Below are 24131 nucleotides of genomic sequence, written 5' to 3' on the forward strand. Positions count from 1 at the left end.
GCGTGCGATCCGGGCCCAAGATGCCCGTTCGTGCGGGGAGTCGGCCGGACCGCCGTCGTGCGTTCACTTCACGGCGGCAGCGCGCGGAGAAGCCCGCCCCAGGTGGGACGGGCTTCTCCCGGCGTCGTTCAGATGTACGTCAGGGGGCCTGGAGGTCCACCAGTTCGGCCAGGTTCTCGCGGTGGGCTCCCGCTGTGCCGTAGGCGATCGAGTCGGCTTTGGCCCGCTTGAGGTACAGATGGATCGGGTGCTCCCAGGTCATCCCGATCCCGGCGTGCAGTTGCAGCGCCTCCTCGGCGGCGTGCACGGCGACGGGCCCGGCATAGGCCTGCGCGACGGCCACCGTCACGGCGGTGTCCGTACCCGTGGCGAGCGCGTCGGCGGCGGCACGGGCGGCGGCCCGGAGGTTCACGACCTCCAGCCACAGCTGGGCGAGCCGGTGCTTGAGTGCCTGGAAGCCGCCGACGGGACGGTTGAACTGCTTGCGCTCCTTGAGGTACCGCACCGTCTCCGTCAACGCCCACTCGGCGAGCCCGAGTTGCTCGGAGGCAAGCAGCCCGGCCCCGGCGCGCAGGCCACGGCGCACGGCGGGTGCGGCTTCGCCGAGGCGAGTGCCCGCGGCTCCGTCGAGGACGACGGTGGCGACCGGCCGGGTGAGGTCCAGGGACACCTGCGGGACGACGGTCGCCGCGGAGGCGTCGACCGCGTACAGTCCGCCGTCGTCCGCGGGCACGAGCAGCACGTCGGCCACGGCCGCGTCCGCGATCCCCGTCACCTCGCCGTGCAGCGTGCCGCCTTCCAGGCGGACCCTCTTGAAGGCGGCGCCGGGAGCGGTGTGCAGGCCGACCGCGAGCGCGCCGATCGCCGTCGCCTCCGCCAACCGGCTCAGCAGGTCGTCCGCTCCGCAGGCCAGCACCGCCTCGGTGGCGACCACGGCGCTCGCCAGATACGGCACGGGTGCGACCGCCCGTCCCAACTCCTCCAGGACGACGGCGACTTCGCGGTGCGTGGCGCCCTGGCCGCCGTGTTCCTCGGGCACCAGCAGACCGGCCAGGCCCATGCCCTCGGTGAGTGCCTTCCACAGCGACACGTCGTGCGGGGCGTCCGACTCGGTGCGGGCGATCACGGACGCCGGGGCGCAGCGGTCCGTGAGCAGGTCGCGGACGGCGGCGCGGAGCGCCTCTTCCTCCTCCGAGTAGAGAAGATCGGGCTGCGTCGTCATCGGGCCAGGTCCTTCCATGCGACGTCCTTGTCGGTGCGCGGCTCGGCCGGCAGGCCCAGGACGCGTTCCGCGACGATGTTCAGCAGGACCTCGCTGGTCCCGCCCTCGATGCTGTTGCCCTTGGCGCGCAGATAGCGGTAACCGGCGTCGCGGCCGGTGAAGTCGACCAGCTCGGGGCGGCGCATGGTCCAGTCGTCGTACAACAAGCCTTCCTTGCCGAGGAGTTCGACCTCCAGTCCGCTGATCTCCTGGTTGAGGCGGGCGAACGCGAGCTTCGTCCCCGAGCCCTCGGGGCCGGGCTGGCCCGCGACGAGCTGCTGGCGCAGCCGCTCGGCGGTGAGGCGCGAGACCTCGGACTCCACCCACAGTTTCAGCAGGCGCTGGTGCAGGTCGTGGGTGCGCAGCTCGGGGCGTTCCCGCCAGGTCCTGGCGACCGGGCCGATCATGCCGCCCTCGCGGGGCAGCCGCATCCCGCCGATGGAGACGCGCTCGTTCATCAGCGTGGTCTGCGCGACCCGCCAGCCGTCGCCCACCTCACCGAGGCGGCGCGCGTCGGGGATGCGGACGTCGGTGAGGAAGACCTCGTTGAACTCGGCCTCGCCGGTGATCTGGCGCAGCGGCCGCACTTCGACGCCCGGGTCGGTCATGTCGCAGATGAAGTAGGTGATGCCCTGGTGCTTGGGCACGTCCGGGTCGGTGCGGGCGATGAGGATGGCCCAGCGGGCGAGATGGGCGCTGGAGGTCCACACCTTCTGTCCGTCGACCACCCACGAGTCGCCCTCCCGGACCGCCCGCGTGCCCAGCGCGGCCAGGTCGGACCCGGCGCCGGGCTCGCTGAACAGCTGGCACCAGACCTCCTCGCCCGTCCACAGCGGCCGCAGGAACCGCTGCTTCTGCTCCTCGGTGCCGTAGCGCAGGATCGTCGGCGCGGCCATGCCGAGGCCGATGCCGATGCGCCGGGGGTCGTTGTCGGGGGCGCCCGCGGCCTCCAGCTCGGCGTCCACGACGGCCTGGAGGGTGCGCGGGGCGCCGAGCCCGCCGAGGCCCTCCGGGTAGTGCACCCACGCCAGGCCCGCGTCGAAGCGGGCCCGGAGGAAGGCCGGCCGGTCGGTGTCGGGGGGCGGGTACGCGGCCAGCAAGTCCGCCGTACGGCGCTTCAGTTCGGCTGCGTCGGTCATGCGAGGGCCCCGTTCGGTACGACGGCGACGCGGCCGGTGGTGACGCCGTCGCCGACCCGCTGCACTGCTGCGGCGGCGCCGTCGAGCGGGACCCGCTCGCTCACCAGCGGCTTGATCGCGCCCCGGGCGGCCAGGTCGGTGAGCTGCTCGTGGCAGCGCTGGACCAGCTTCGGGTTCTTGGTGTTGTACAGCCCCCAGTGCAGGCCGAGGATCGAGTAGTTCTTCACCAGGGCGTGATTGAGCCCGGGGCTCGGGATCGTGCCGCCGGCGAAGCCGACGACCACGATCCGGCCCTCGAAGGCGACGGTCTTGGCGGACTGCGTGTACGCCTCGCCGCCGACCGGGTCGTAGATCACGTCGGCGCCCCGGCCGCCGGTGGCCTCCTTCACCGCGGCAACGACGTCCTCGGCGCGCCGGTCGATCACCACGTCGCAGCCCAGCTCACGCGCGACGGCGGCCTTGTCGGCGCCGCCCACGACACCGATGACCGTGGCCCCGGCGGCCTTGCCGAGCTGCACGGCCGCGCTGCCGACCCCGCCGGCGGCGGCGTGCACGAGCAGGGTCTCGCCGGCTTCGAGGTGCGCCCGGCGGTGCAGGCCGAACCAGCCCGTCTGGTAGCCGATGTGCAGCGCGGCGGCCTCGGCGTCGTCGAGGGAGTCGGGCGCGGGCAGCACGGACGCGGCGTCCGCGACGGCGTACTCGGCGAAACCGCCGTACGGCAGCGCCGGGTTTGCGATCACTCGGCGCCCGTCCTCGGTCTCGCCGCAGATCTCCAGGCCCGGGGTGAACGGCAGCGGCGGCCGGACCTGGTACTGGCCCCGGCACATCAGCACGTCCGGGAAGTTGATGTTCGCGGCACGCACCCTCAGCAGCACCTGACCCTCGCCGGGCGTGGGCCGCTCCACCTCCTGGAGCCGCATCACCTCGCTCGGCTCGCCGTTCTCGTGCACTTGCCATGCCTGCATGCGGTGCCTCCACGGGACTGCTTCGTCTGACCGGGTCGATCGCACACTAAGCGGTCGCTTGCCGATCAGGGAACAGCCGGACGCATCACGAACGGCTCGGCCGCGCCCGTACGTGCATCCGCTCGCCCTGCGGTCCGAACAGGCTCAGGAACTCCGCCGGCCCCTCCCCCGTCGACCCGAACCAGTGCGGCACCCGGGTGTCGAACTCGGCGGCCTCCCCCGCAGTCAGCACCACGTCGTGCTCGCCGAGCACGAGCCGGACCTTCCCGGAGAGGACGTACAGCCACTCGTACCCCTCGTGCGTGCGCGGCTCCGGTTCCGACCGCCGCTGCGGCAGGAGCACCTTGAACGCCTGGAGGCCGCCGGGCTGGCGGGTCAGCGGCAGATAGGTGCGCCCGTGCCGCACGATCGGCTTGGCCCGCACCCGCGGATCGCCCACCGGCGGCGCGCCGACCAGTTCGTCCAGGGGCACCTGATGGGCCTGCGCGATCGGCAGCAGCAGCTCCAGGCTGGGTCTGCGCAGTCCGGACTCCAGTCGCGAGAGGGTGCTGACGGAGATGCCGGTCGCCTCGGACAGCCCCGCCAGGGTCACCTCCCGCTCCTTGCGGATGCGCCGCAGCCGCGGGCCCACCTCCGCGAGAACGTCGTCTGCACTCATACCGGTATTGCAGGATCGGCAAAGACGTTTGTCAATCCCGCATCCTCGGAGCGACCGTCTCCCCCCGGAGGTGGTCACCATGACCGAGAACACCGCGACCTACGAAGTGGTCGTCGTCGGAGGCGGGGCGGCCGGGCTGTCCGCCGCGCTGGTGCTGGGCCGGGCCCGGCGACGCACCCTGGTCGTCGACGCGGGCGAGCCGCGCAACGCGCCCGCCGCGCACATGCAGGGCTATCTGTCGCGGGACGGGATGCCGCCCGCCGAGTTCCTCGCCGCCGGGCGCGAGGAGATCGCGCGGTACGGCGTCGAGCTGGTCCGGGACCGGGCGGTGGACGTGGCCCGGGACGGCGGTTTCACGGTCCGCCTCGCCTCGGGAGGGTCCGTGCACTCCCGGCAGCTGGTCGTGGCGACCGGTCTGAAGGACGAGCTGCCGGCGGTGCCGGGCGTCGCCGAGCGCTTCGGCCGGGATGTGGTGCACTGCCCGTACTGCCACGGCTGGGAGGTGCGGGACCGGGCGTTCGGCGTGCTCGCCACGTCACCGATGAGCGTGCACCAGGCGCTGATGGTCACCCAGTGGTCCAAGGACGTGACGCTCTTCCTGCACGAGGTCGCGGAGGCCGACCTGGCCGACGACGACCTGCGCAGGCTGGCGGCGGCCGGCGTCCGGGTCGTGCCGAGCGCCGTCGTGGGCCTGGACGTCGACGGCGACCGGCTGACCGGGGTGCGGCTGGCGGCCGGGAGGGCGTACGAGCGCGAGGTGCTGTTCGTGGCGCCGCGCGCGGTGCCGCAGACGGATCTCCTCGCCCGGCTGGGTGCGGAGATGAAGGAGACCCCCTTCGGCACCTATCCGGTGATCGACGAGCGGGGCCTGACGACCGTCCCGGGGCTGTGGGCGGCGGGCAACGCGAGCGGATTCGCGGAGCAGGTGGTCAACGCGGCCAGCCGGGGCTACCGCGCCGGTGCCGCGATCAACGGCGAGCTGCTCTTCGCGGACCTCGACGCGGCGATCCGGGTGTAGACCCCGCGACTCCGTTGCACCATGGCTGCATGCTGCTGAGCCGGCTCGCCGACGTGTCCGGGGAGGTCGCCGCCGCGTCGGCGCGCTCCCGCAAGACCGCACTGCTCGCCGAGTTGTTCCGGGAAGCTGAGCCGGACGACGTGCCGATCGTCATCCCGTATCTGGCCGGACGGCTGCCGCAGGGGCGGCTCGGCGTCGGCTGGAAGGTGCTGAGCAATCGGGTCCCTCCGGCGGCGGAGTCGTCGCTCACCGTGCGCGAGGTGGACGCCCGACTCACGGAACTGGGCAAGCTGTCCGGGCCGGGCTCGCAGGCCGAACGGGCGCGTCTGGTGGGCGAGTTGATGGGCGCGGCCACCGAGGGCGAGCAACGCTTCCTGTTCGGTCTGATCACCGGCGAGGTGCGCCAGGGCGCCCTGGACGCGGTCGCCGTGGAGGGCCTCGCGCAGGCCACCGGTGCGGTCGCCGCGGACGTACGGCGTGCGGTGATGCTCGCAGGTTCGCTGCAGACGGTCGCGCAGGCGCTGCTCGCGGACGGGTCCGCGGCGCTCGACCGGTTCCGGCTCACCGTCGGCCGCCCGGTCCTGCCGATGCTGGCGCAGACCGCCTCCTCCGTCGCGGAGGCGGTCGGCAGACTGGGTGCCTGCGCGGTCGAGGAGAAGCTGGACGGCATCCGCGTCCAGGTCCACCGGGACGGCGACATGGTGCGCATCCACACCCGCACCCTCGACGACATCACCGACCGGCTGCCCGAAGTGACGTCCGCGGCACTGGAGTTGGCGGGTGAGCGGTTCATTCTGGACGGTGAGGTGCTGTCCTTCGGCGCAGACGGCCGGCCGCGCTCGTTCCAGGAGACCGCCGGGCGCGTCGGCTCCCGCGTGGACGTGGCGAAGGCCGCCCAGGAGGTCCCCGTCTCCCCCGTCTTCTTCGACGCGCTCTCCATCGACGGCCGCGATCTGCTCGACCTGCCCTTCGATGCCCGGCACGCGGAGCTGGCCCGGCTGGTGCCCGAGCCGATGCGGGTGCGCCGGACGCTGGTGGCCGGCGGGGAGGACATCGCCGAGGCCGAGGGATTCCTCGCGGTCACCCTCGCGCGCGGTCACGAGGGAGTGGTGGTGAAGGCCCTGGACGCCCCGTACAGCGCGGGCCGGCGTGGTGCCGCGTGGCTGAAGGTCAAGCCCGTCCACACCCTCGACCTGGTCGTCCTCGCCGCGGAATGGGGGCACGGGCGGCGCACCGGCAGACTCTCCAACCTGCATCTGGGCGCCCGCAACCCGGACGGCACCTTCGCCATGCTGGGCAAGACGTTCAAGGGCCTGACGGACGCGCTGCTCACCTGGCAGACCGAGCGGCTCCAGGAGCTGGCCGTGGAGGACGACGGCTGGGTGGTGACCGTACGCCCCGAACTCGTCGTCGAGATCGCCTACGACGGCCTGCAGCGCTCCTCCCGCTACCCGGCCGGCGTCACCCTCCGCTTCGCCCGCGTCGTCCGCTACCGCGAGGACAAGGCGGCGCAGGAGGCGGACACGGTCGAGACCCTGCTGGCCGCGCACCCGGAGGTGCGGCCGTGACGGAGAGGCACAGCGCGGGTCTCCTGCTGTTCCGGCGCACCGAGGACGGCCTGGAGGTGCTGCTCGGCCACATGGGCGGCCCCTTCTTCGCGAAGAAGGACACGGGGGCGTGGACCATGCCCAAGGGCGAGTACGGGAGCGACGAGACGGCCTGGGACGCGGCCCGGCGCGAGTTCCGCGAGGAGCTGGGCGTGCCGCCGCCGGACGGACGGGCCGTACCGCTGGGCGAGGTGAAGCAGACGGGCGGCAAGATCGTCACGGCGTGGGCGGTCGAGGCGGACCTGGACCCGGCGGCGATCACCCCCGGCACGTTCGAGATGGAGTGGCCGCCGAGGTCCGGGAAGACCCAGCAGTTCCCGGAACTGGACCGCGTCCGGTGGTTCGGCCTGGACCGGGCGGCGGACGTGATCGTCCGGGCCCAGACCGCGTTTCTCGACCGGCTGGCCGAGCACCCGGGCTGAACGAATGCTCACACGTTGCGGTCCCCGGCGTCGCGCGCGAAGGTCGTTACAAGCCCGCTCCCAGGGAGGTCAGCCATGCCCATCGCGACGGTGAACCCGGCGACCGGCGAGACGCTCAAGACGTACGAGGCCATGGGCGACGAGGAGATCGAGCGCCGGCTCCAGCTGGCCGAAGCCACCTTCCGAACGTACCGGGCGAGCAACTTCGTCGACCGTGCCCGTCTGCTGATCCAGGCGGCGAACCTCCTGGACGAGGACCGGCAGGACATCGCGCGGACGATGACGACCGAGATGGGCAAGCCGATCCGGCAGGCCCACGCGGAGGCCGCCAAGTGCGCCAAGGCAATGCGCTGGTACGCCGAGCACGCCGAGGAACTGCTGGCCGACGAGGAGCCCGCGGAGGCCGACGTACGGGACTCCGGCGCGTCACGCGTCCGGGTCCGCTACCGGCCGCTCGGGCCGGTGCTCGCGGTGATGCCGTGGAACTTCCCGCTGTGGCAGGTGATCCGGTTCGCGGCACCGGCCCTGATGGCGGGCAACGTGGGCCTGCTCAAGCACGCCTCGAACGTCCCGCAGACCGCGCTCTACCTGGAGGATCTGTTCCACCGCGCGGGCTACACCGAGGGCTGTTTCCAGACCCTGCTGATCGGCTCCGGCGCGGTCGGCGGGATCCTGCTGGACGAGCGCGTCCGGGCGGCCACCCTCACAGGCAGCGAACCCGCGGGACGCGAGGTCGCTTCCACGGCCGGCCAGATGATCAAAAAGACGGTGCTGGAGCTGGGCGGCAGCGACCCGTACGTCGTCATGCCGTCCGCCGACCTGAACCGGGCAGCGCAGATCGCCGTGACCGCGCGCGTCCAGAACAACGGGCAGTCGTGCATCGCCGCCAAGCGGTTCATCGTGCACACGGACGTGTACGACGCCTTCGCCGAGCGCTTCGTCGAGGGCATGAAGGCGCTGAAGGTCGGCGACCCGCAGCTGGCGGACACCGACGTCGGCCCGCTGGCCAGCGAGCGGGGACGGACCGACCTGGAGGAACTGGTCGACGACGCCACGCGCAGCGGCGCGCACGTGCTGTGCGGCGGCAAGCGCCCGGACTGGCCCGGCTGGTACTACCCGCCGACCGTCCTGTCCGGCATCACCCGCGAGATGCGGATCCACCGTGAGGAGGCGTTCGGTCCGGTGGCCACGCTGTACCGGGCCGGCGACCTGGACGAGGCCGTGCTCATCGCCAACGACTCGCCGTTCGGACTCAGTTCGAACGTGTGGACCCGGGACGAGGCCGAGGTGGACCGGTTCGTCCGGGACCTGGAGGCGGGCAGTGTGTACTTCAACGGGATGACCGCGTCGCACCCGGCGTTCCCGTTCGGCGGGGTCAAGCGGTCCGGGTACGGGCGTGAGCTGTCCGGGCACGGGATCCGCGAGTTCTGCAACATCACCACGGTGTGGCACGGCGCGTGAGGTTTCCGCGGCTACGATCCGTCTGTGAACCGCGAAGTGACACTCCCTCTGATCGTCGACGACCGCGGGACCTTGCAGGTGGCCGCGGCCGACGTGAGCAAGCTGCTCCGTACGGTGGGGGGGCGGTGGCTGACCCTGGTCGAGGCGGGGGAGGACGGGCTCGACGAGGACACGGTCGCTGCGCTGACCATCGAGTTGGCGAAGCTGGCCGATCGTATTGATGTGGCGTGCATTGCTCATAGCAGCGGGGCGCCGTAGGGGTCTTGCGCGTTGCCGGGTGCGGGTCGCTCTGAGGCTGGTCACGCCCCCGCCACGGAGCCGCAGATCGATACGGCCCCCGCGCCCCTCCGGGGCGCCTTGCGGTCCCCCGGGCTCGATGGCGCCCCTTACCCTCCATCCCCGGTTCGGAGTAGTCCCGCGCGAGATCGCCGCCCTGTCGGGTGAGTCTGAATGGACCACCTTCTGACCGGCGGGCGAAGGCCTGCCGGAAGGCAGAAAGCAGGGACGGCTCATGGCTACTTTGTGCAGACCCTCGGTGTCCGTACCGGAGCACGTGATCACGATGGAGGAGACGCTGGAGCTGGCGCGTACGCACCACGCGGACAACCCGCACCTGCCACTCGCTCTCCGGCTGATCGAGAACACCGGAGTACACACCCGGCACATCGTGCAGCCCATCGAGGAGACCCTGAAACACCCCGGCTTCGAGGAGCGCAACAAGCTCTACGAGTCGGAGGCCAAGGCCCGGGTCCCCGAGGTGATCCAGCGAGCGCTCGACGACGCGGAGCTTCTGACATCCGACATCGATGTCATCATCTACGTGTCGTGCACGGGCTTCATGATGCCGTCGCTGACCGCGTGGCTGATCAACGAGATGGACTTCCCGAGCACCACCCGGCAGCTGCCCATCGCCCAGCTGGGCTGCGCGGCCGGCGGGGCGGCCATCAACCGGGCGCACGACTTCTGCACGGCCTACCCGGAGGCCAACGCCCTCATCGTGGCCTGCGAGTTCTGCTCGCTGTGCTACCAGCCCACCGACCTCGGCGTCGGCTCGCTCCTGTCCAACGGCCTGTTCGGCGACGGCATCGCCGCGGCCGTGGTGCGCGGCCGGGGCGGCACGGGCGTCCAGCTGGAACGCAACGGGTCGTATCTGATCCCCAAGACCGAGGACTGGATCGCGTACGACGTCCGGGCCACCGGCTTCCACTTCCTGCTGGACAAGCGGGTGCCCGCCACGATGGAACCGCTCGCCCCGGCGCTCAAGGACCTCGCCGGCACGCACGGCTGGGACGCGACCGACCTGGACTTCTACATCATTCACGCGGGCGGTCCCCGAATACTCGACGACCTCAGCAAGTTCCTGAAGGTCGAGCCGTACGCCTTCCGGTTCAGCCGGGCGACGCTCACCGAGTACGGCAACATCGCCAGCGCCGTCGTCCTGGACGCGCTGCGCCGGCTCTTCGACGAGGGCGGCGCCGAGGACCGGGCGCGCGGCCTCCTCGCCGGCTTCGGTCCCGGCATCACCGCCGAGATGACCGTCGGCAGCTGGACCCAGGGGAGCTGAGGGCGCCATGACGGACGAGACGCTCACCGAGACGGTGCCCCCCGCCCGGCACTGGCCGGCGCTCGATCTGACCGGGGTCGACTTCGACCCCGTGCTGACCGAGCTGATGCGCGAGGACCCGGTCACCCGCGTCCGGCTGCCCAACGGCGAGGGCTGGGCCTGGCTGGTCACCCGGTACGACGACGTACGGATGGTGGCCAACGACCCCCGCTTCAGCCGCGAGGCGGTCATGGACCACCCGGTCACCCGGCTCGCCCCGCACTTCATCCCGCAGCGCGGCGCGGTCGGCTTCCTGGACCCGCCCGACCACACCCGGCTGCGCCGTTCGGTCGCCACCGCGTTCACCGCGAACGGTGTGGAGCGGGTCCGGGACAAGGCCCGCGGCATGCTGGACGAGCTGGTCGACGAACTCCTCGAGGACGGCCCGCCCGCCGATCTCACCAGTGCGGTGCTCGGCCCGTTCCCCATCTCGGTGATCTGCGAGCTGATGGGGGTGCCGGCCGTCGACCGGCACAGCATGCACTCCTGGACTCAGCTGATCCTTTCGTCCTCGCACGGCAGACCGGTCAGCGAGAAGGCCAGGAACGAGATGGGCGCCTACTTCTCCGACCTCATCGGCCTGCGCGAGGGCAGCAGGGGCGAGGATGTCACCTCGCTGCTCGGCGCCGCCGTGGGCCACGGCGAGGTGACACTCGAGCAGGCGGTCGGACTGGCCGTCCTCCTGCAGATCGGCGGCGAGGCGGTCACCAACAACAGCGGGCAGATGTTCTATCTGCTGCTGACCCGCCCGGACCTGGTGCGACGGCTGCGCGCCGAACCGGAGATCAGGCCGAAGGCCATCGACGAACTGCTGCGCTACATCCCGCACCGCAACGCGGTCGGACTGTCCCGGATCGCCATGGAGGACGTGGACGTCGGGGGCGTGCGGATCCGCGCGGGCGACGCGATCTATGTGTCGTACCTGGCCGCCAACCGTGACCCGGACGTCTTCCCCGACCCGGAGAGGATCGACTTCGACCGCAGCCCCAACGCGCACGTGGCGTTCGGCTTCGGCCCGCACTACTGCCCCGGCGGCATGCTGGCCCGACTCGAGGCGGAGCTGCTGCTGGATGCCCTGCTCGACCGGGTGCCCGGCCTGCGGCTCGCGGTACCGCCGGAACAAGTGCCCTTCAGGAAGGGCGCGTTGATCCGCGGGCCCGAGTCCCTGCCCGTGACCTGGTGAGGCGACGATGACAGCGACGGAGGGCCTGCTCGTACCGCCCGGCCACGGCCGGGTCGTCCAGACTCCGGCCCAGCGCGTGACGTTCAAGGTGACGGGCACGCACTCGCGGACGGCGTCCACGTTCGAGGTGGAGGTCCCGCCCGGCTTCGACGTCGGCGCTCATGTCCACACGCGCAGCGAGGAGTTGTTCTACGTGCTCGACGGCGAGCTGGACGTCCTCGCCTTCGAGCCCCGGGTCCGAACCCCCGACAACTGGCAGCGCTGGGAGTCGAGTTCCGGCACCAGGGTGGTACGGGCGGCACCGGGCACGGTGATCGTCGTGCCCCCCGGCTGCCCCCACGCCTTCGCGAACCCGACGGACACCCCGGCACGGATGTTCTTCCAGGCGTCCCCGCCCCCGGACCACGAGCGCTACTTCGAGGAGCTGCTCGAGATCCTGGGCGTAGGGGGCCCACCGGACCACGAGGCGATCGAGGACCTGCGCAAGCGCTACGACATCGAACAACTGACACCGCTGAAACACCGGTGAGTGCAACGCGCCCCGCAGGGGCGCGGGGCTGTGCCGATGTGCGGCTCCGCCGCGTGGGCGCGACGAGCCACGACGCACTCGTGGCCCAAGTCGCGCCCACGGACCGGCGCTACCGGATCGGCATTCCGGCGAGCGTACGGGCGATCACCAACCGCTGGATCTCGCTCGTACCCTCGAAGATCGTGTAGATCGCGGAGTCCCGGTGCATCCGCTCGACGGGATACTCCCGCGTGTAACCGTTGCCACCCAGAATCTGAACGGCCTGCGCGGTCACCTTCTTCGCGGTCTCGCTCGCGAACAGCTTGGACATCGACCCCTCGGCCGCGGTGAACGGCCTGCCGTTGATCGCCATCCACGAGGCCCGCCACACCAGCAGCCGCGCGGCGTCGATCGACGTCCGCATGTCCGCGAGCTGGAAAGCCACGCCCTGGTTGTCGATGATCGGCCGCCCGAACTGCTCACGGGTCCTGGCGTAGTCGAGGGCGACCTCGTAGGCGGCCCGGGCGGTGCCGACCGCCATGGCTCCAACGGCGGGCCGACTCGCCTCGAACGTCGCCATCGCCGCGTTCTTCACCCTCTCCGACTCTCGGCTTCGCTCGAGCGGGGGAACCCCCACACCACCGGCCTTGGCCCTCTCCCGGGCCCGGGCCAGGCGCTGGTCGAGCTTCTCCTTGCCGCCGAGCAGACAGGAGCCGGGCACGCGCACGTTGTCGAGGATGACCTCGGCGGTGTGCGAGGCGCGGATGCCGTGCTTCTTGAACTTCTGTCCCTGGGCGAGCCCGGGCGTGCCCGGCGGGACGATGAAGGAGGCGTGGCCCTTGGAACCGAGCTCCGGGTCGACCACGGCCACGACCACGTGGACGTTGGCGATGCCGCCGTTCGTCGCCCAGGTCTTCGTGCCGTCGATCACCCACTCGTCCTTGGCCTCGTCGTACACGGCACGCGTGCGCATGGAGGCCACGTCGGAGCCGGCGTCGGGCTCGGAGGAGCAGAACGCGGCGACCTTGACATCGTTGGCGTCGCCGTACATCTGCGGGATCCAGGTGCCGATCTGCTCCTCGGTGCCGTTGGCGAGGACGCCCACGGCGGCGAGGCCGGTGCCGACGATGGAGAGGGCGATGCCCGCGTCGCCCCAGAACAGCTCCTCCATGGCCATCGGTATGCCGAGGCCCGTAGGGTCGAAGTACTGCTGGGCGTAGAAGTCGAGCGAGTAGATGCCGATCTTGGCCGCCTCCTGGATGACCGGCCAGGGAGTCTCCTCACGCTCGTCCCATTCGGCGGCCGCGGGGCGGATCACATCCGCGGCGAAGCCGTGGAGCCAGTCCCGGACCTCCTTCTGTTCGTCGTTGAGCTCCATGGTGAACTCGGCCATGTCCCCTCCAGCGGCGGCGCGTGCCTGTTACTTGCGGTAACTCGCAGTGTGTTACCGACCGGTAGGAAAAGTCAACTCCCGACGGCCGGTCGGCATCCCGTTCGATGTCAGGGGTGGGGTCAGTGTTAGTTTGCGCAGGCGTCACCGAAACAGCACGGGTGGGGAGAGATCATGAACACCACGCAGCGGACCGATCAGCAGCGGTCCGCGGCCCGCCGACGACGCGAGCTGCTGGAGGCCGCGGACAGAGTGGTGCTGCGTGACGGTCCGCAGGCCTCGATGAACGCGATCGCCGCGGAAGCCGGCATCACCAAGCCGATCCTCTACCGGCACTTCGGGGACAAGGGCGGGCTTTACGCCGCCCTGGCCAAGCGGCACACGGACGCGCTGCTCAATTCGTTGCGGGCAGCGCTGGACGCTCCGGCGGAGCGGCGGGAGCGCGTCGAGTCCACGTTGGACACCTACCTGGCCGCGATCGAGGCACGGCCCCAGGTGTATCGATTCCTCATGCATCCGTCCGAGGGCTCCCAGAGCGACCAGGGGTTCGACGTCGGCAAACACAGTGTGCCGTTGCTCCGCAGGATGGGCGAGGAGTTGGCTCAGGTGATCGAGGACCGGCTGGATCTCGGGCCCGGTAGCCAGCAGCTCGCCCGGGTGTGGGGACACGGGATCGTCGGGATGATGCATGCGGCGGGTGACTGGTGGCTGGGTGAACGGCCTTGCTCGCGCGCTGAGTTGGTGAAGAGCTTGGCGGACCTTCTGTGGGGTCGGCTCGCTGCGGCGGGAGACCGGGTCGGGGGCCCGGGGTTCTGACGGTGCGTTTCGGGTGCGGGTGCGTCGTGGTTGATCGCGCCCACGCGCCGCAGCCGCACATCGATACGGCCTCGCGCCCCTTGGGCCGGCATCCTCAGCGGCACCAAGAGGATCGCGCCACCTGCCTCATGAGTCGTCTCCGACGCCAGCCGGTGAGCTGGTCGGCGTACAGCCTCCCCTCCAAGTGGTCGCACTCGTGCTGCAGACACCGGGCGAAGAACCCCGTGCCGTGGACGGTCACCGGCTCCCCCGTGACCGTGAATCCCTCGACCACCACGTGGTCGTACCGCTCCGTACCCGCCTCGAGCCCCGGCAGGGACAGGCAGCCCTCGGGGCCCCGGATCACCACGCCGTCCGCCTCCACCAGACGGGGGTTCACGACATGTCCCAGGTGACGTACGTCCTCGTCGTCGGGGCAGTCGTAGACGAACACCCGCAGCGGCTCGCCGATCTGGTTGGCCGCCAGACCCACCCCCTGCGCCGCGTACATCGTCGCGAACAAATCCTCCACGAGGGAAGCCAGATCGGGGCCGAAGTCGGTGACTTCGCGGCATCGCTCGCGCAGCGCCCCGCCGCCGAGCAGGGTGAGAGGCCGAACCCGCCCGCGGGCGCCCGGAATGGAACCGTGTCGCATGGCCGCAAGGGTACGGTTCGATCGGCCCACCCCCGCCGCGCAGGCGTGGGCCGCGATTCGGGTGTGCGAATGGATCTCGATAGGCTGACGTCCACACCACGTTGCCGGATGGCTCACGCGCGGCGCGTACGCAAGGAGGATCGAGAACTGATGGCAGGCAACTCGGACGCGCTCACGCCGCGGGCCAAGCTCGCAGTGACCGCGGGCAAGGCGGTCGCGGCGGCGTCGCGTGCCGCGGGGCGCGGCAGCGGATCGGTGATCGGTGGCCGCGTGGCTCTCAAGCTCGACCCCGACCTCCTCGCCCGGCTCGCCCAGAACCTGGACGTGACCCTGGTCTCCGCGACCAACGGCAAGACCACGACCACCCGGCTCATCGCCGAGGCGCTGCGCGCCGCGGGCCCGGTCGTGTCCAACGCGCTCGGGGCCAACATGCCGGCCGGCATCACCTCCGCGCTGGCGGGCGGCTCGGACGCCAAGTTCGGTGTCATCGAGGTCGACGAGAAGTACCTCGCCGGTGTGGCGCGGGACACCTCCCCGAAGTGCATCGCGCTGCTCAACCTCTCCCGCGACCAGCTCGACCGCGCCGCGGAGACCCGCATGCTCGCGGAGAACTGGCGCGAGGGCCTGGCCGGCTCCAAGGCCGTCGTCGTCGCCAACTGCGACGACCCGCTGGTGGTGTGGGCCGCGTCCTCCTCCCCCAATGTGATCTGGGTCGCCGCCGGCCAGATGTGGAAGGACGACGCCTGGTCCTGCCCGTCCTGCGGCGGTGTGATGCAGCGTCCCGGCGACGACTGGTTCTGCGGCGAGTGCGGGTTCCGCCGACCGACGCCGAGCTGGGCTCTGTCCGGGGACCACGTGCTGGATCCGCACGGCTCGGCCTGGCCGATCCACCTCCAGCTGCCGGGCCGCGCCAACAAGGCCAACGCCGCCAGCTCCGCGGCCGTCGCCGCCGTCTTCGGGGTGCCGCCGCAGGTCGCCCTGGAGCGCATGTACCAGGTGCAGGCGGTCGCCGGGCGCTATGACGTCGTCCAGTTCCAGGGCCGCGACCTGCGGCTGCTGCTCGCGAAGAACCCGGCGGGCTGGCTCGAGACGTTCTCCCTGATCGATCCGCCGCCCGCCCCGGTGATCCTTTCCGTGAACGCGCGCGGCGCCGACGGCACCGACACCTCCTGGTTGTGGGACGTCGACTACACGCGTCTGACCGGCCACCCGATCTTCGTCGTCGGTGACCGGAAGCTGGACCTCGCGGTGCGCCTCGAGGTGGCGAACCAGCAGTTCCAGGTCTGCGAGAACCTCGACCAGGCCGTGCAGCAGGCGCCGGCGGGCCGTATCGAGGTCATCGCGAACTACACCGCGTTCCAGGATCTGCGCCGCCGCGTCGGCAACTGACCACGAAGGGCGATCACTTCATGAGCGACAACCAACTGCGGCTGGTGTGGATCTACCCCGACCTGCTGAGCACCTACGGCGACCAGGGCAACGCCCTCGTGGTGGAGCGCCGGGCGCGGCAGCGCGGTCTGGACGTGGCCCGGCTCGACGTGCGCAGTGACCAGCCGATCCCGACCTCCGGCGACATCTATCTGATCGGCGGCGGCGAGGACCGCCCGCAGCGGCTCGCGGCCGAGCGGCTGCGCCGGGACGGTCATCTGTACCGGGCGGTGGAGAACGGCGCGATCGTCTTCTCCGTGTGCGCGGGCTACCAGATCCTCGGCCACGAGTTCATCAACGACCTCGGGCAGCGCGAGCCGGGCCTCGGCCTGCTCGACGTGACGACCGTGCGCGGCACGGCCGAGCGGTGTGTCGGCGACGTCCTCGCGGACATCGACCCGCGTCTCGGCCTGCCCCAGCTGACCGGCTTCGAGAACCACCAGGGTGTCACCCGGCTCGGCCCCACGGCCCGCCCCTTCGCCCAGGTCCGGCTGGGCCGCGGCAACGGCACGGGGGACGGCACGGAGGGCGCGTACAACGACACCGTGTTCGGTACGTACATGCACGGGCCCGTCCTCGCCCGCAACCCGCTGATCGCCGACCTGCTGCTGAAGCTGGCGCTCGACGTCAACGCGCTGCCGCCGATCGACGACCGCTGGTACGAGGCGCTCCGCAACGAGCGCATCGCGGCTGCTCAGCAGCCTGCGTGAGCGTGGGGTTCCAGAGGTACTGAAGGCACCTTCGAGCGCCTTCCGGCAGGTTGTTCCCGGGCCCGCCTGACGGCCGTTCCGCTCAGATGTGCGGACACGTCCAGCAGGCGGACGCCCAGTACGGAGCCACCACCTCACGCCGGTAGGGTGGCCGGGAGACGGGCGGACAGCGCGGTCCGGCCCCCGGCCCACGTCGAGAAGGTATTTCGGGCTATGCGCATTGGTGTCCTCACGTCCGGCGGCGACTGCCCCGGCCTGAACGCCGTCATCCGGTCCGTCGTGCACCGTGCCGTCGTCGACCACGGCGACGAGGTCATCGGTTTCCGGGACGGCTGGAAGGGCCTCCTGGAGTGCGACTACCTCAAGCTCGACCTCGACGCGGTGGGCGGCATCCTCGCCCGCGGCGGCACGATCCTCGGTTCCTCCCGCGTCCAGCCCTCCCATCTGCGGGACGGTGTGGATCGGGCCCGGGGCCATGTCGAGGAGCTGGGCCTGGACGCGATCATCCCGATCGGCGGTGAGGGCACGCTGAAGGCGGCCCGGCTGCTGTCGGACAGCGGTCTGCCCATCGTGGGCGTGCCGAAGACCATCGACAACGACATCGCCGTCACGGACGTCACCTTCGGCTTCGACACGGCCGTCGGTGTGGCGACCGATGCCCTCGACCGGCTCAAGACGACGGCCGAGTCGCACCAGCGCGTCCTCGTCGTGGAGGTCATGGGCCGCCACACCGGCTGGATTGCGCTGCACTCCGGCATGGCGGCCGGCGCGCACGCCATCGTCGTACCGGAACGGCCCTTCGATATCGAGGAGTTGGCGACGCGGGTCGGCGAGCGCTTCGAGGCGGGCAAGCGGTTCGCGATCGTCGTCGCGGCGGAGGGGGCCAAGCCGAGGCCCGGCACCATGGAGTTCGACGAGGGCGGCAAGGACGTCTACGGCCACGAGCGGTTCGCCGGGATCGCGCGGCAGCTGTCGATCGAGCTGGAGGAGCGGCTCGGCAAGGAGGCGCGGCCGGTGATCCTCGGGCATGTGCAGCGGGGTGGGACGCCGACGGCCTACGACCGGGTGCTGGCCACTCGGTTCGGGTGGCATGCGGTGGAGGCCGTGCACCGGGGCGAGTTCGGGCGGATGACCGCATTGCGGGGGACCGACATCGTGATGGTGTCGTTGGCCGAGGCCGTGGAGACGCTGAAGACGGTGCCGGCGGATCGTTATGCCGAAGCGGAGTGCGTGCTGTAGCCGTCCGGCGAGTGCGGGTTCGACGGGGGGTGCTCGCGCCCACGCGGCGGAGCCGCACATCGATACGGCCGCGCGCCCCTTCCGGGGCGCCGGTGCCGACCCCGGTCAAAGAGGCGGGCGGGCTCGGTTCTAATCTGTCTGGGGACAGAAAGCGCACAACCCCCACGAAACAGGAGCCTGCCGAATGGATCACAGCGGGCATGGCATGACCATGGATTTGCCGCCGTTCACTCTCGGGCGTGGGCTCGGGTGGTCGGCGGATCCGTTCTTCCTCGTCGCCTGTCTGCTGGGGCTCGGCCTGTACGCGTGGGGTGTCGTGCGGCTGCGGCGGCGCGGCGACGCGTGGCCCGTCGCGCGGAGCGTGTCGTACGTCGTCGGTGTGCTGACCATCGCGCTGGTGATGTGCACGAAGCTGAACGACTACGGCATGGTCATGTTCAGTGTGCACATGGTGCAGCACATGGTGATCAGCATGCTGTCGCCGATCCTGATCCTGCTGGGCGCACCCGTCACACTGGCGCTGCGTGCCCTGCCGGTCGCGGGCCGGGGCCGCAAGGGGCCGCGTGAGCTGCTGCTGGCGCTGCTGCACAGCCGGTACATGCGGGTCGTCACGCATCCCGGGTTCACGATCCCGATGTTCATCGCGAGTCTGTACGCGCTGTACTTCACCCCGCTGTTCGACTTCCTGATGGGATCGAAGGCCGGTCACGTCGCGATGATGGTGCACTTCCTGGCCGTGGGCGTGGTGTTCTTCTGGCCGATCATCGGGGTCGACCCCGGTCCGCACCGGCCGGGTCATCTGATGCGGATGCTGGAGCTGTTCGCGGGCATGCCGTTCCACGCGTTCTTCGGCATCGCGCTGATGATGGCGTCGACGCCGATGGTGGAGACGTTCAAGAACCCGCCCGCCTCCTTGGGCATCGACGCGCTCTCGGACCAGAGCGCGGCCGGCGGGATCGCCTGGGCGTTCAGCGAAGTTCCGTCCGTGCTGGTCCTGATCGCGCTGCTGTTCCAGTGGTACAGCTCCGAGCAACGCCAGGCCAGGCGCAAGGACCGGGCCGCCGACCGGGACGGCGACAAGGAGCTCGAGGCCTACAACGCGTACCTGGCCTCACTGAACGCCCGCGAGGGCTGACCTTCCGTAGCGGTCGCTCCGTCCCGCGTCCTCCCGCGTATGCCCTTCTGACACCGAACCGTGCACCATGGGGAGACATGCAGTTCGAGGAGGGTGTCGCGATGCCCGGTTCGACGAACGGTTCCACGAAGGCGATGGGGGTGCTCACCGTCGGCGGCCTCGTCGTGGTGACGGCCTACACGGTGGCGCTCGGCAGCAACGGCTGGCTGTGGTTCGGCTGGGTCGTGCTGGGACTGCTCACCCTGGCCATGGTGGTCACCCAGAGCCAGTGACGCTCACTCGGCCGCGAGGCGTCCGGCCGAGTGCACGCCCGGCTGGTACTTCGGCAGCCGGGCGGTGATCTTCATTCCCGCTCCTACGGCGGTCTCGATGACGAGTCCGTGGTCGTCGCCGTAGACCTGGCGGAGCCGGTCGTCGACGTTGGACAGGCCGATGCCGCCGGAGGGGCTGGTGCCGCCCGCGAGAATGCGGCGCAGCTGTTCGGGGTCCATGCCGACGCCGTCGTCCTCGATGACGACGAGGGCCTCGGCGCCCGCGTCCTGCGCGGTGATCTGGATGTGGCAGGCGCCGGACTTGCCCTCGAGGCCGTGTTTGACGGCGTTCTCGACGAGGGGCTGCAGGCACAGGAACGGCAGGGCGACCGGCAGCACCTCGGGCGCGATCTGCAGGGTGACGGCGAGGCGGTCGCCGAAGCGGGCGCGGACGAGCGCCAGGTAGTGGTCGATCGCGTGGAGTTCGTCGGCGAGGGTGGTGAAGTCGCCGTGCCTGCGGAACGAGTAGCGGGTGAAATCGGCGAACTCCAGCAGGAGCTCGCGGGCACGTTCGGGGTCGGTGCGGACGAATGAGGCGATCACCGCGAGCGAGTTGAAGATGAAATGCGGGGATATCTGGGCCCGCAGGGCCTTGATCTCGGCCTCGATGAGCCTGGTGCGGGACTGGTCGAGGTCGGCCAGTTCCAGCTGGACGCTCACCCAGCGGGCCACCTCGCCGGCCGCGCGGACGAGGACGGCGGACTCGCGCGGGGCACAGGCGACGAGCGCGCCGTGCACCCGGTCGTCGACGGTGAGCGGCGCGACCACGGCCCAGCGGACCGGGCAGTCCGGGGTCGCGCAGGTCAGCGGGAACGCCTCGCCGCGGCCGGTCTCCAGCGGGCCGGCGAGGCGTTCCATGATCTCGGTGCGGTGGTGTCCGCCGACGCCGTCCCAGACGAGGACCTCCTTCTCGTCGGTGAGGCACAGCGCGTCCGTGCCGAGCAGCGTGCGCAGCCGGCGGGCCGACTTGCGCGCCGTCTCCTCGGTGAGTCCGGCCCGCAGCGGGGGCGCGGCGAGGGTGGCGGTGTGCAGGGTCTGGAAGGTGGCGTGTTCGACGGGGGTGCCGAGTCCGGCAAGGCTCTCGGGGCGCGCGGTGCGCCGGCCGAGCCAGAATCCGGCGGCGAGCAGTGGGAGGACGGCGACGCACAGGCCCGCGACGAAGCCGCTCATGCACTCGCCCCGGTGAACGTGTGCCGCTCCGGTCGGTTCATGCCTTCGCCTCCGCCCGTACTTCCTCCGGCAGATGGAACCTGGCCAGGATCGCCGCCGTTCCGGGCGGGACCCGTGCCGCGGTGGCCAGGGACACCAGGATCATCGTCAGGAAGCCGAGCGGCACCGACCACAGCGCGGGCCAGGCGAGCAGGGCGTGCAGGGGGCCGGTGCCCGGGAAGCCCGCCATGGTCGCGGCGACGGCGACGAAGGCGGAACCGCCGCCCACCAGCATCCCCGTGGCGGCGCCCGGCGGGGTCAGCCTGCGCCACCAGATGCCGAGCACGAGCAGCGGGCAGAACGACGAGGCCGAGACGGCGAAGGCGAGCCCCACCGCGTCGGCCACGGGCAGCCCGCCCACCAGCACGCTGGCCGCCAGCGGTACGGCCATGGCGAGCACGGTGCCGAGCCGGAAGTGCCGTACGCCGCGCGACGGGAGGACGTCCTGGGTGAGCACGCCGGCCACCGCCATGGTCAGCCCCGACGTGGTGGACAGGAACGCGGCGAACGCGCCGCCGGAGACCAGCGCGCCGAGCAGGTCGCCGCCGAGGCCGCCGATCATGCGGTCGGGCAGCAGCAGGACGGCGGCGTCCGCGTCGCCGCTGATGGTGAGTTCGGGGGCGTAGAGGCGGCCCAGCGCGCCGTACACGGGCGGCAGCAGATAGAAGCCGCCGATCAGGGCGAGGACGGCGACGGTGGTGCGGCGGGCGGCGACGCCGTGCGGGCTGGTGTAGAAGCGGACGACGACGTGCGGCAGGCCCATCGTGCCGAGGAAGGTGGCGAGGATCAGTCCGTACGTGGCGTACAGCGGACGCTCCTCGCGGCCCGTGGCGAGCGAGGTGGACATACCGCCGTTGCTGCCCCGGTCGGCCACGGGGACGGCGCTGCCGGCGGCGAAGGTGAGGCGGGTGCCGCGCTCGATGTGGTGGGTGCCCGGCGGGAGGGAGACCTGGGCGGCGGCGTGCGGGCGGGCGTCGACGGTGCCGTTGACCGTGACGGTCAGCGGCCGCTCCAGCCTGAGGTCGACGGTGTCGTCGAAGCGGACGCTGCGCTGCTCGCGGAAGGTCGCCGGTTCGTCGAAGGCGTGGCGCGGCGCGCCGTCGCCCTGCCAGGCGAGGGCGAGGAAGAGGACCGGGACGAGGAGGGCGGTCAGCTTGAGCCAGTACTGGAAGGCCTGGACGAAGGTGATGCTGCGCATGCCGCCCGCGGCGACCGTGGCGACCACGACGACGGCCACGATGATCCCGCCGAGCGGATCGGGCGCACCGGTGAGGACCGCCAGGGTGAGCCCGGCGCCCTGGAGTTGGGGCAGCAGATAGAGCCAGCCGACACCGACGACGAAGGCCCCGGCGAGCCGCCGTACCGCCTGGGAGGCGAGGCGGGCCTCGGCGAAGTCGGGCAGGGTGTAGGCACCGGAGCGGCGCAGTGGGGCGGCGACGAAGAGGAGCAGCACGAGATAGCCGGCCGTGTAGCCGACCGGGTACCAGAGCATGTCGCGGCCCTGGACGAGGACCAGTCCCGCGATGCCGAGGAAGGAGGCGGCGGAGAGGTACTCGCCGCTGATGGCGGCCGCGTTGAGGCGGGGGCCGACGGTGCGGGAGGCTACGTAGAAGTCGGAGGTGGTGCGGGAGATGCGCAGCCCGAACGCGCCGACGAGGACGGTCGCGACGACGACGAGGGCGACGGCGGGGACGGCGTAGCTGGAGTTCACGGCCGTCAGCGGTCCTCGACGAGGCGGACGAAGTCACGTTCGTTGCGTTCGGCGCGGCGCACGTACCAGCGGGCGAGCAGGATCATCGGCGGGTAGAGGCAGAAGCCGAGCACCAGCCATTCGAGGCGGCGGGCGTCGGGGGTGGTGGCGAAGACCAGCGGGAGTGGGCCGACGAGGAGCACGAGGACCGCGAACACCGTGAGGGCGGCACGCAGTTGGCTGCGCATGAGGGAGCGGACGTAGGTGTGGCCGAGGGTGGTCTGCTCGTCGATCTCGGTGCGCGGCCGGTAGTAGCCGGAGGTCAGCCGGGTACGGCGGGGCGGTCCGGTGACGACGACGCGGCGCTCGGTGGGTTCCACTGCGGCCTCCCTTATCCGGCGGTCCGGCGCATCAGCAGGTCCCGCAGTTCACGGGCGTGGCGCCGGCTGACCTGGAGTTCCTCCCCGCCGACCAGGACGCTCACGGTTCCCGCGTCCAGGCGGAGTTCGCCGATGTGGCGCAGGGCCACGAGGTGGCGGCGGTGGATACGCACGAAACCGCGGGAGCGCCAGCGATCCTCGAGGGTGGACAGCGGGATGCGGATCAGATGGCTGCCGCGGTCGGTGTGCAGACGGGCGTAGTCGCCCTGGGCCTCGACATGGGTGATGTCGTCGACGGAGACGAAGCGGGTGACGCCGCCGAGTTCGACGGGTATGTGGTCGGGGTCGGGTTCGTGCACGGGTATCCGGGGGGCGGTGCCGCGCAGTTCGGCGGCCCGGCGCACGGCCTCACCCAGGCGTTCCTTGCGGACGGGTTTGAGGACGTAGTCGACGGCCTTGAGGTCGAAGGCGCGTACGGCGAAGTCCTCGTGGGCGGTGACGAACACGACGAGCGGGGGCCGGGCGAAGCCGGTGAGCAGCCGGGCCATCTCCAGGCCGTCGAGGCCGGGCATCTGGACGTCGAGGAAGACGACGTCGATGGCCTCGGGCCCGTCGGGTCCGGACTCCAGGGCGCGGGTGATGCGGCGCAGGGCCTCGGTCGCGTCCGAGGCACCCTCGACGCTGCCGACGCGCGGGTCGGCGTGCAGGAGGTAGAGCAGTTCCTCCAACGAGGGGCGTTCGTCGTCGACGGCGAGGGCGCGCAGCATGAACGTGGAGTCTAGGTGGAATCCGTACGGCTGGACATGTGCCGGGCGTGCACGTTCCCGCTGGATACAGTGCCGACATGAACAGCAGGACCGCCCCGTTCGACGAACTCGACCGGAAGATCATCATTGCGTTGATGGCGAACGCGAGGAGCAGCTTCGCCGAGATCGGCGCTGCGATCGGGCTGTCGGCAACCGCGGTCAAGCGGCGGGTGGACCGGCTGCGTGAGACGGGCGTGATCACCGGGTTCACGGCCACGGTGCAACCGTCGGCGCTGGGCTGGCGCACGGAGGCGTACGTGGAGGTGTACTGCGAGGGCGCGGCACCGCCCCGGCGGCTCGCGGAGGTGGTGCGCAATCATCCGGAGATCACGGCGGCTATGACGGTGACGGGCGGCGCGGACGCGCTGCTGCACGTGCGGGCGCGGGACGTGGAGCACTTCGAGGAGGTGCTGGAGCGGATCCGTGTCGAGCCGTTCATCCGCAAGACGATCAGCGTGATGGTGCTGTCCCACCTGCTGCCGGAGAGTCCGGAAGCGGGTGCCACGCAGGCGGCGCCGGAGTAAACCCGTACGGACGCATCATCGCTGCGTCATGCCT

25 protein-coding genes are annotated in these 24131 nt (G+C 71.3%); 15 read left to right on the top strand and 10 right to left on the bottom strand.

Features of this window, described 5'->3' with window-relative positions; genetic code table 11:
• Positions 1-139 precede the first annotated feature (139 nt).
• From IEZ19_RS28600 to IEZ19_RS28615, 4 genes are all read right to left on the bottom strand, one after another.
• The gene (locus tag IEZ19_RS28600; RefSeq protein ID WP_189314199.1) at positions 140-1222 is read right to left on the bottom strand and encodes an acyl-CoA dehydrogenase family protein; all 1083 of its coding nucleotides are present in this window, start codon (positions 1220-1222) and stop codon (positions 140-142) included.
• Positions 1219-2400 (bottom strand): acyl-CoA dehydrogenase family protein, encoded by a 1182-nt coding sequence (locus IEZ19_RS28605; protein WP_189314200.1) that lies wholly within the window; start codon positions 2398-2400, stop codon positions 1219-1221. Before IEZ19_RS28605 ends, IEZ19_RS28600 begins: the two co-directional genes overlap by 4 nt.
• A complete protein-coding gene (locus tag IEZ19_RS28610; protein ID WP_189314201.1) occupies positions 2397-3365 on the bottom strand; it encodes an NADPH:quinone oxidoreductase family protein in 969 nt (322 codons plus the stop codon). Before IEZ19_RS28610 ends, IEZ19_RS28605 begins: the two co-directional genes overlap by 4 nt.
• An 85-nt stretch (positions 3366-3450) precedes the next feature.
• Entirely contained in the window at positions 3451-4023 is a 573-nt protein-coding gene (locus IEZ19_RS28615; protein WP_189314202.1) for a helix-turn-helix domain-containing protein, read from the bottom strand.
• A 79-nt stretch (positions 4024-4102) separates the two neighbouring features.
• Between IEZ19_RS28615 and IEZ19_RS28620 the strand changes: the two genes are divergently transcribed.
• The 8 genes from IEZ19_RS28620 to IEZ19_RS28655 all read left to right on the top strand — a co-directional run bounded on the left by IEZ19_RS28620 (position 4103) and on the right by IEZ19_RS28655 (position 11846).
• Positions 4103-5041 (top strand): NAD(P)/FAD-dependent oxidoreductase, encoded by a 939-nt coding sequence (locus tag IEZ19_RS28620; RefSeq protein ID WP_189314203.1) that lies wholly within the window; start codon positions 4103-4105, stop codon positions 5039-5041.
• A gap of 29 nt (positions 5042-5070) precedes the next feature.
• Complete coding sequence (locus tag IEZ19_RS28625) at positions 5071-6609, top strand: ATP-dependent DNA ligase (RefSeq protein ID WP_189314204.1); 1539 nt, start codon at positions 5071-5073, stop codon at positions 6607-6609.
• The gene (locus IEZ19_RS28630) at positions 6606-7070 is read left to right on the top strand and encodes an NUDIX hydrolase (RefSeq protein WP_189314205.1); all 465 of its coding nucleotides are present in this window, start codon (positions 6606-6608) and stop codon (positions 7068-7070) included. The genes IEZ19_RS28625 and IEZ19_RS28630 overlap by 4 nt, the downstream gene beginning before the upstream one ends.
• 75 nt (positions 7071-7145) lie before the next feature.
• Entirely contained in the window at positions 7146-8531 is a 1386-nt protein-coding gene (locus IEZ19_RS28635) for an NADP-dependent succinic semialdehyde dehydrogenase (RefSeq protein WP_189314206.1), read from the top strand.
• Positions 8532-8555: 24 nt separating this feature from the next.
• Positions 8556-8789 (top strand): DUF6213 family protein, encoded by a 234-nt coding sequence (locus tag IEZ19_RS28640; RefSeq protein ID WP_189314207.1) that lies wholly within the window; start codon positions 8556-8558, stop codon positions 8787-8789.
• A 253-nt stretch (positions 8790-9042) separates the two neighbouring features.
• Complete coding sequence (locus tag IEZ19_RS28645) at positions 9043-10095, top strand: type III polyketide synthase (RefSeq protein WP_189314208.1); 1053 nt, start codon at positions 9043-9045, stop codon at positions 10093-10095.
• A gap of 7 nt (positions 10096-10102) precedes the next feature.
• Positions 10103-11317 carry a cytochrome P450 gene (locus IEZ19_RS28650; protein WP_189314209.1) on the top strand — a complete coding sequence of 405 codons (1215 nt, stop codon included), beginning with the start codon at positions 10103-10105 and terminating at the stop codon, positions 11315-11317.
• A gap of 7 nt (positions 11318-11324) precedes the next feature.
• Positions 11325-11846: a cupin domain-containing protein gene (locus IEZ19_RS28655; RefSeq protein ID WP_189314210.1), complete on the top strand. Its 522-nt coding sequence runs from the start codon at positions 11325-11327 to the stop codon at positions 11844-11846.
• A gap of 109 nt (positions 11847-11955) precedes the next feature.
• Here IEZ19_RS28655 and IEZ19_RS28660 read toward each other — a convergent pair whose 3' ends face one another.
• Positions 11956-13218, bottom strand: a complete 1263-nt coding sequence (locus IEZ19_RS28660) for an acyl-CoA dehydrogenase family protein (protein ID WP_189314211.1) — start codon at positions 13216-13218, stop codon at positions 11956-11958.
• A gap of 171 nt (positions 13219-13389) precedes the next feature.
• On the opposite strand from IEZ19_RS28660, the gene IEZ19_RS28665 reads away from it, so the two are divergent.
• Entirely contained in the window at positions 13390-14031 is a 642-nt protein-coding gene (locus tag IEZ19_RS28665; RefSeq protein ID WP_189314212.1) for a TetR/AcrR family transcriptional regulator, read from the top strand.
• A 94-nt stretch (positions 14032-14125) separates the two neighbouring features.
• On the opposite strand, the gene def is transcribed toward IEZ19_RS28665, so the two are convergent.
• Complete coding sequence (def, locus tag IEZ19_RS28670) at positions 14126-14665, bottom strand: peptide deformylase (protein ID WP_189314213.1); 540 nt, start codon at positions 14663-14665, stop codon at positions 14126-14128.
• Positions 14666-14815: 150 nt separating this feature from the next.
• On the opposite strand from def, the gene IEZ19_RS28675 reads away from it, so the two are divergent.
• From IEZ19_RS28675 to IEZ19_RS28695, 5 genes are all read left to right on the top strand, one after another.
• Positions 14816-16054, top strand: coding sequence for a Mur ligase family protein (locus IEZ19_RS28675; RefSeq protein WP_189314214.1), 1239 nt, complete (start codon positions 14816-14818; stop codon positions 16052-16054).
• Between the two features lie 20 nt (positions 16055-16074).
• Positions 16075-16803, top strand: a complete 729-nt coding sequence (locus IEZ19_RS28680) for a type 1 glutamine amidotransferase (protein WP_189314215.1) — start codon at positions 16075-16077, stop codon at positions 16801-16803.
• Between the two features lie 213 nt (positions 16804-17016).
• Positions 17017-18042: a 6-phosphofructokinase gene (locus IEZ19_RS28685; protein ID WP_189314216.1), complete on the top strand. Its 1026-nt coding sequence runs from the start codon at positions 17017-17019 to the stop codon at positions 18040-18042.
• A 184-nt stretch (positions 18043-18226) separates the two neighbouring features.
• On the top strand, positions 18227-19177 hold the full coding sequence (locus IEZ19_RS28690) for a cytochrome c oxidase assembly protein (RefSeq protein ID WP_189314217.1): 951 nt from the start codon (positions 18227-18229) through the stop codon (positions 19175-19177).
• A gap of 77 nt (positions 19178-19254) precedes the next feature.
• Entirely contained in the window at positions 19255-19449 is a 195-nt protein-coding gene (locus IEZ19_RS28695) for a hypothetical protein (RefSeq protein ID WP_189314266.1), read from the top strand.
• Positions 19450-19452: 3 nt separating this feature from the next.
• Here the strand turns inward: IEZ19_RS28695 and IEZ19_RS28700 are convergent, their stop codons facing one another.
• From IEZ19_RS28700 to IEZ19_RS28715, 4 genes are read right to left on the bottom strand one after another with little or no spacing between them, the layout of a single operon-like run.
• Entirely contained in the window at positions 19453-20658 is a 1206-nt protein-coding gene (locus tag IEZ19_RS28700; RefSeq protein WP_189314218.1) for a sensor histidine kinase, read from the bottom strand.
• A 37-nt stretch (positions 20659-20695) separates the two neighbouring features.
• The gene (locus IEZ19_RS28705) at positions 20696-22408 is read right to left on the bottom strand and encodes a sodium/solute symporter (protein WP_189314219.1); all 1713 of its coding nucleotides are present in this window, start codon (positions 22406-22408) and stop codon (positions 20696-20698) included.
• A gap of 5 nt (positions 22409-22413) precedes the next feature.
• Positions 22414-22767 carry a hypothetical protein gene (locus tag IEZ19_RS28710; protein ID WP_189314220.1) on the bottom strand — a complete coding sequence of 118 codons (354 nt, stop codon included), beginning with the start codon at positions 22765-22767 and terminating at the stop codon, positions 22414-22416.
• A gap of 11 nt (positions 22768-22778) precedes the next feature.
• Positions 22779-23534: a LytR/AlgR family response regulator transcription factor gene (locus IEZ19_RS28715; RefSeq protein WP_189314221.1), complete on the bottom strand. Its 756-nt coding sequence runs from the start codon at positions 23532-23534 to the stop codon at positions 22779-22781.
• A gap of 77 nt (positions 23535-23611) precedes the next feature.
• On the opposite strand from IEZ19_RS28715, the gene IEZ19_RS28720 reads away from it, so the two are divergent.
• Complete coding sequence (locus tag IEZ19_RS28720) at positions 23612-24097, top strand: Lrp/AsnC family transcriptional regulator (protein ID WP_189314222.1); 486 nt, start codon at positions 23612-23614, stop codon at positions 24095-24097.
• Positions 24098-24131: the final 34 nt, after the last annotated feature.

Source organism: Streptomyces brasiliensis (genome assembly GCF_014647875.1).
Classification (GTDB): Bacteria; Actinomycetota; Actinomycetes; order Streptomycetales; family Streptomycetaceae; genus Streptomyces; species Streptomyces brasiliensis.

What these genes read in the sequence shown, in the direction of transcription:
- IEZ19_RS28600 (WP_189314199.1), bottom strand. Translation starts at nt 1,222, where the DNA reads ATGACGACGCAGCCCGATCTTCTCTACTCGGAGGAGGAAGAGGCGCTC.
- IEZ19_RS28605 (WP_189314200.1), bottom strand. Translation starts at nt 2,400, where the DNA reads ATGACCGACGCAGCCGAACTGAAGCGCCGTACGGCGGACTTGCTGGCC.
- IEZ19_RS28610 (WP_189314201.1), bottom strand. Translation starts at nt 3,365, where the DNA reads ATGCAGGCATGGCAAGTGCACGAGAACGGCGAGCCGAGCGAGGTGATG.
- IEZ19_RS28615 (WP_189314202.1), bottom strand. Translation starts at nt 4,023, where the DNA reads ATGAGTGCAGACGACGTTCTCGCGGAGGTGGGCCCGCGGCTGCGGCGC.
- IEZ19_RS28620 (WP_189314203.1), top strand. Translation starts at nt 4,103, where the DNA reads ATGACCGAGAACACCGCGACCTACGAAGTGGTCGTCGTCGGAGGCGGG.
- IEZ19_RS28625 (WP_189314204.1), top strand. Translation starts at nt 5,071, where the DNA reads ATGCTGCTGAGCCGGCTCGCCGACGTGTCCGGGGAGGTCGCCGCCGCG.
- IEZ19_RS28635 (WP_189314206.1), top strand. Translation starts at nt 7,146, where the DNA reads ATGCCCATCGCGACGGTGAACCCGGCGACCGGCGAGACGCTCAAGACG.
- IEZ19_RS28645 (WP_189314208.1), top strand. Translation starts at nt 9,043, where the DNA reads ATGGCTACTTTGTGCAGACCCTCGGTGTCCGTACCGGAGCACGTGATC.
- IEZ19_RS28650 (WP_189314209.1), top strand. Translation starts at nt 10,103, where the DNA reads ATGACGGACGAGACGCTCACCGAGACGGTGCCCCCCGCCCGGCACTGG.
- IEZ19_RS28655 (WP_189314210.1), top strand. Translation starts at nt 11,325, where the DNA reads ATGACAGCGACGGAGGGCCTGCTCGTACCGCCCGGCCACGGCCGGGTC.
- IEZ19_RS28660 (WP_189314211.1), bottom strand. Translation starts at nt 13,218, where the DNA reads ATGGCCGAGTTCACCATGGAGCTCAACGACGAACAGAAGGAGGTCCGG.
- IEZ19_RS28665 (WP_189314212.1), top strand. Translation starts at nt 13,390, where the DNA reads ATGAACACCACGCAGCGGACCGATCAGCAGCGGTCCGCGGCCCGCCGA.
- def (WP_189314213.1), bottom strand. Translation starts at nt 14,665, where the DNA reads ATGCGACACGGTTCCATTCCGGGCGCCCGCGGGCGGGTTCGGCCTCTC.
- IEZ19_RS28675 (WP_189314214.1), top strand. Translation starts at nt 14,816, where the DNA reads ATGGCAGGCAACTCGGACGCGCTCACGCCGCGGGCCAAGCTCGCAGTG.
- IEZ19_RS28680 (WP_189314215.1), top strand. Translation starts at nt 16,075, where the DNA reads ATGAGCGACAACCAACTGCGGCTGGTGTGGATCTACCCCGACCTGCTG.
- IEZ19_RS28685 (WP_189314216.1), top strand. Translation starts at nt 17,017, where the DNA reads ATGCGCATTGGTGTCCTCACGTCCGGCGGCGACTGCCCCGGCCTGAAC.
- IEZ19_RS28690 (WP_189314217.1), top strand. Translation starts at nt 18,227, where the DNA reads ATGGATCACAGCGGGCATGGCATGACCATGGATTTGCCGCCGTTCACT.
- IEZ19_RS28695 (WP_189314266.1), top strand. Translation starts at nt 19,255, where the DNA reads ATGCAGTTCGAGGAGGGTGTCGCGATGCCCGGTTCGACGAACGGTTCC.
- IEZ19_RS28700 (WP_189314218.1), bottom strand. Translation starts at nt 20,658, where the DNA reads ATGAGCGGCTTCGTCGCGGGCCTGTGCGTCGCCGTCCTCCCACTGCTC.
- IEZ19_RS28715 (WP_189314221.1), bottom strand. Translation starts at nt 23,534, where the DNA reads ATGCTGCGCGCCCTCGCCGTCGACGACGAACGCCCCTCGTTGGAGGAA.
- IEZ19_RS28720 (WP_189314222.1), top strand. Translation starts at nt 23,612, where the DNA reads ATGAACAGCAGGACCGCCCCGTTCGACGAACTCGACCGGAAGATCATC.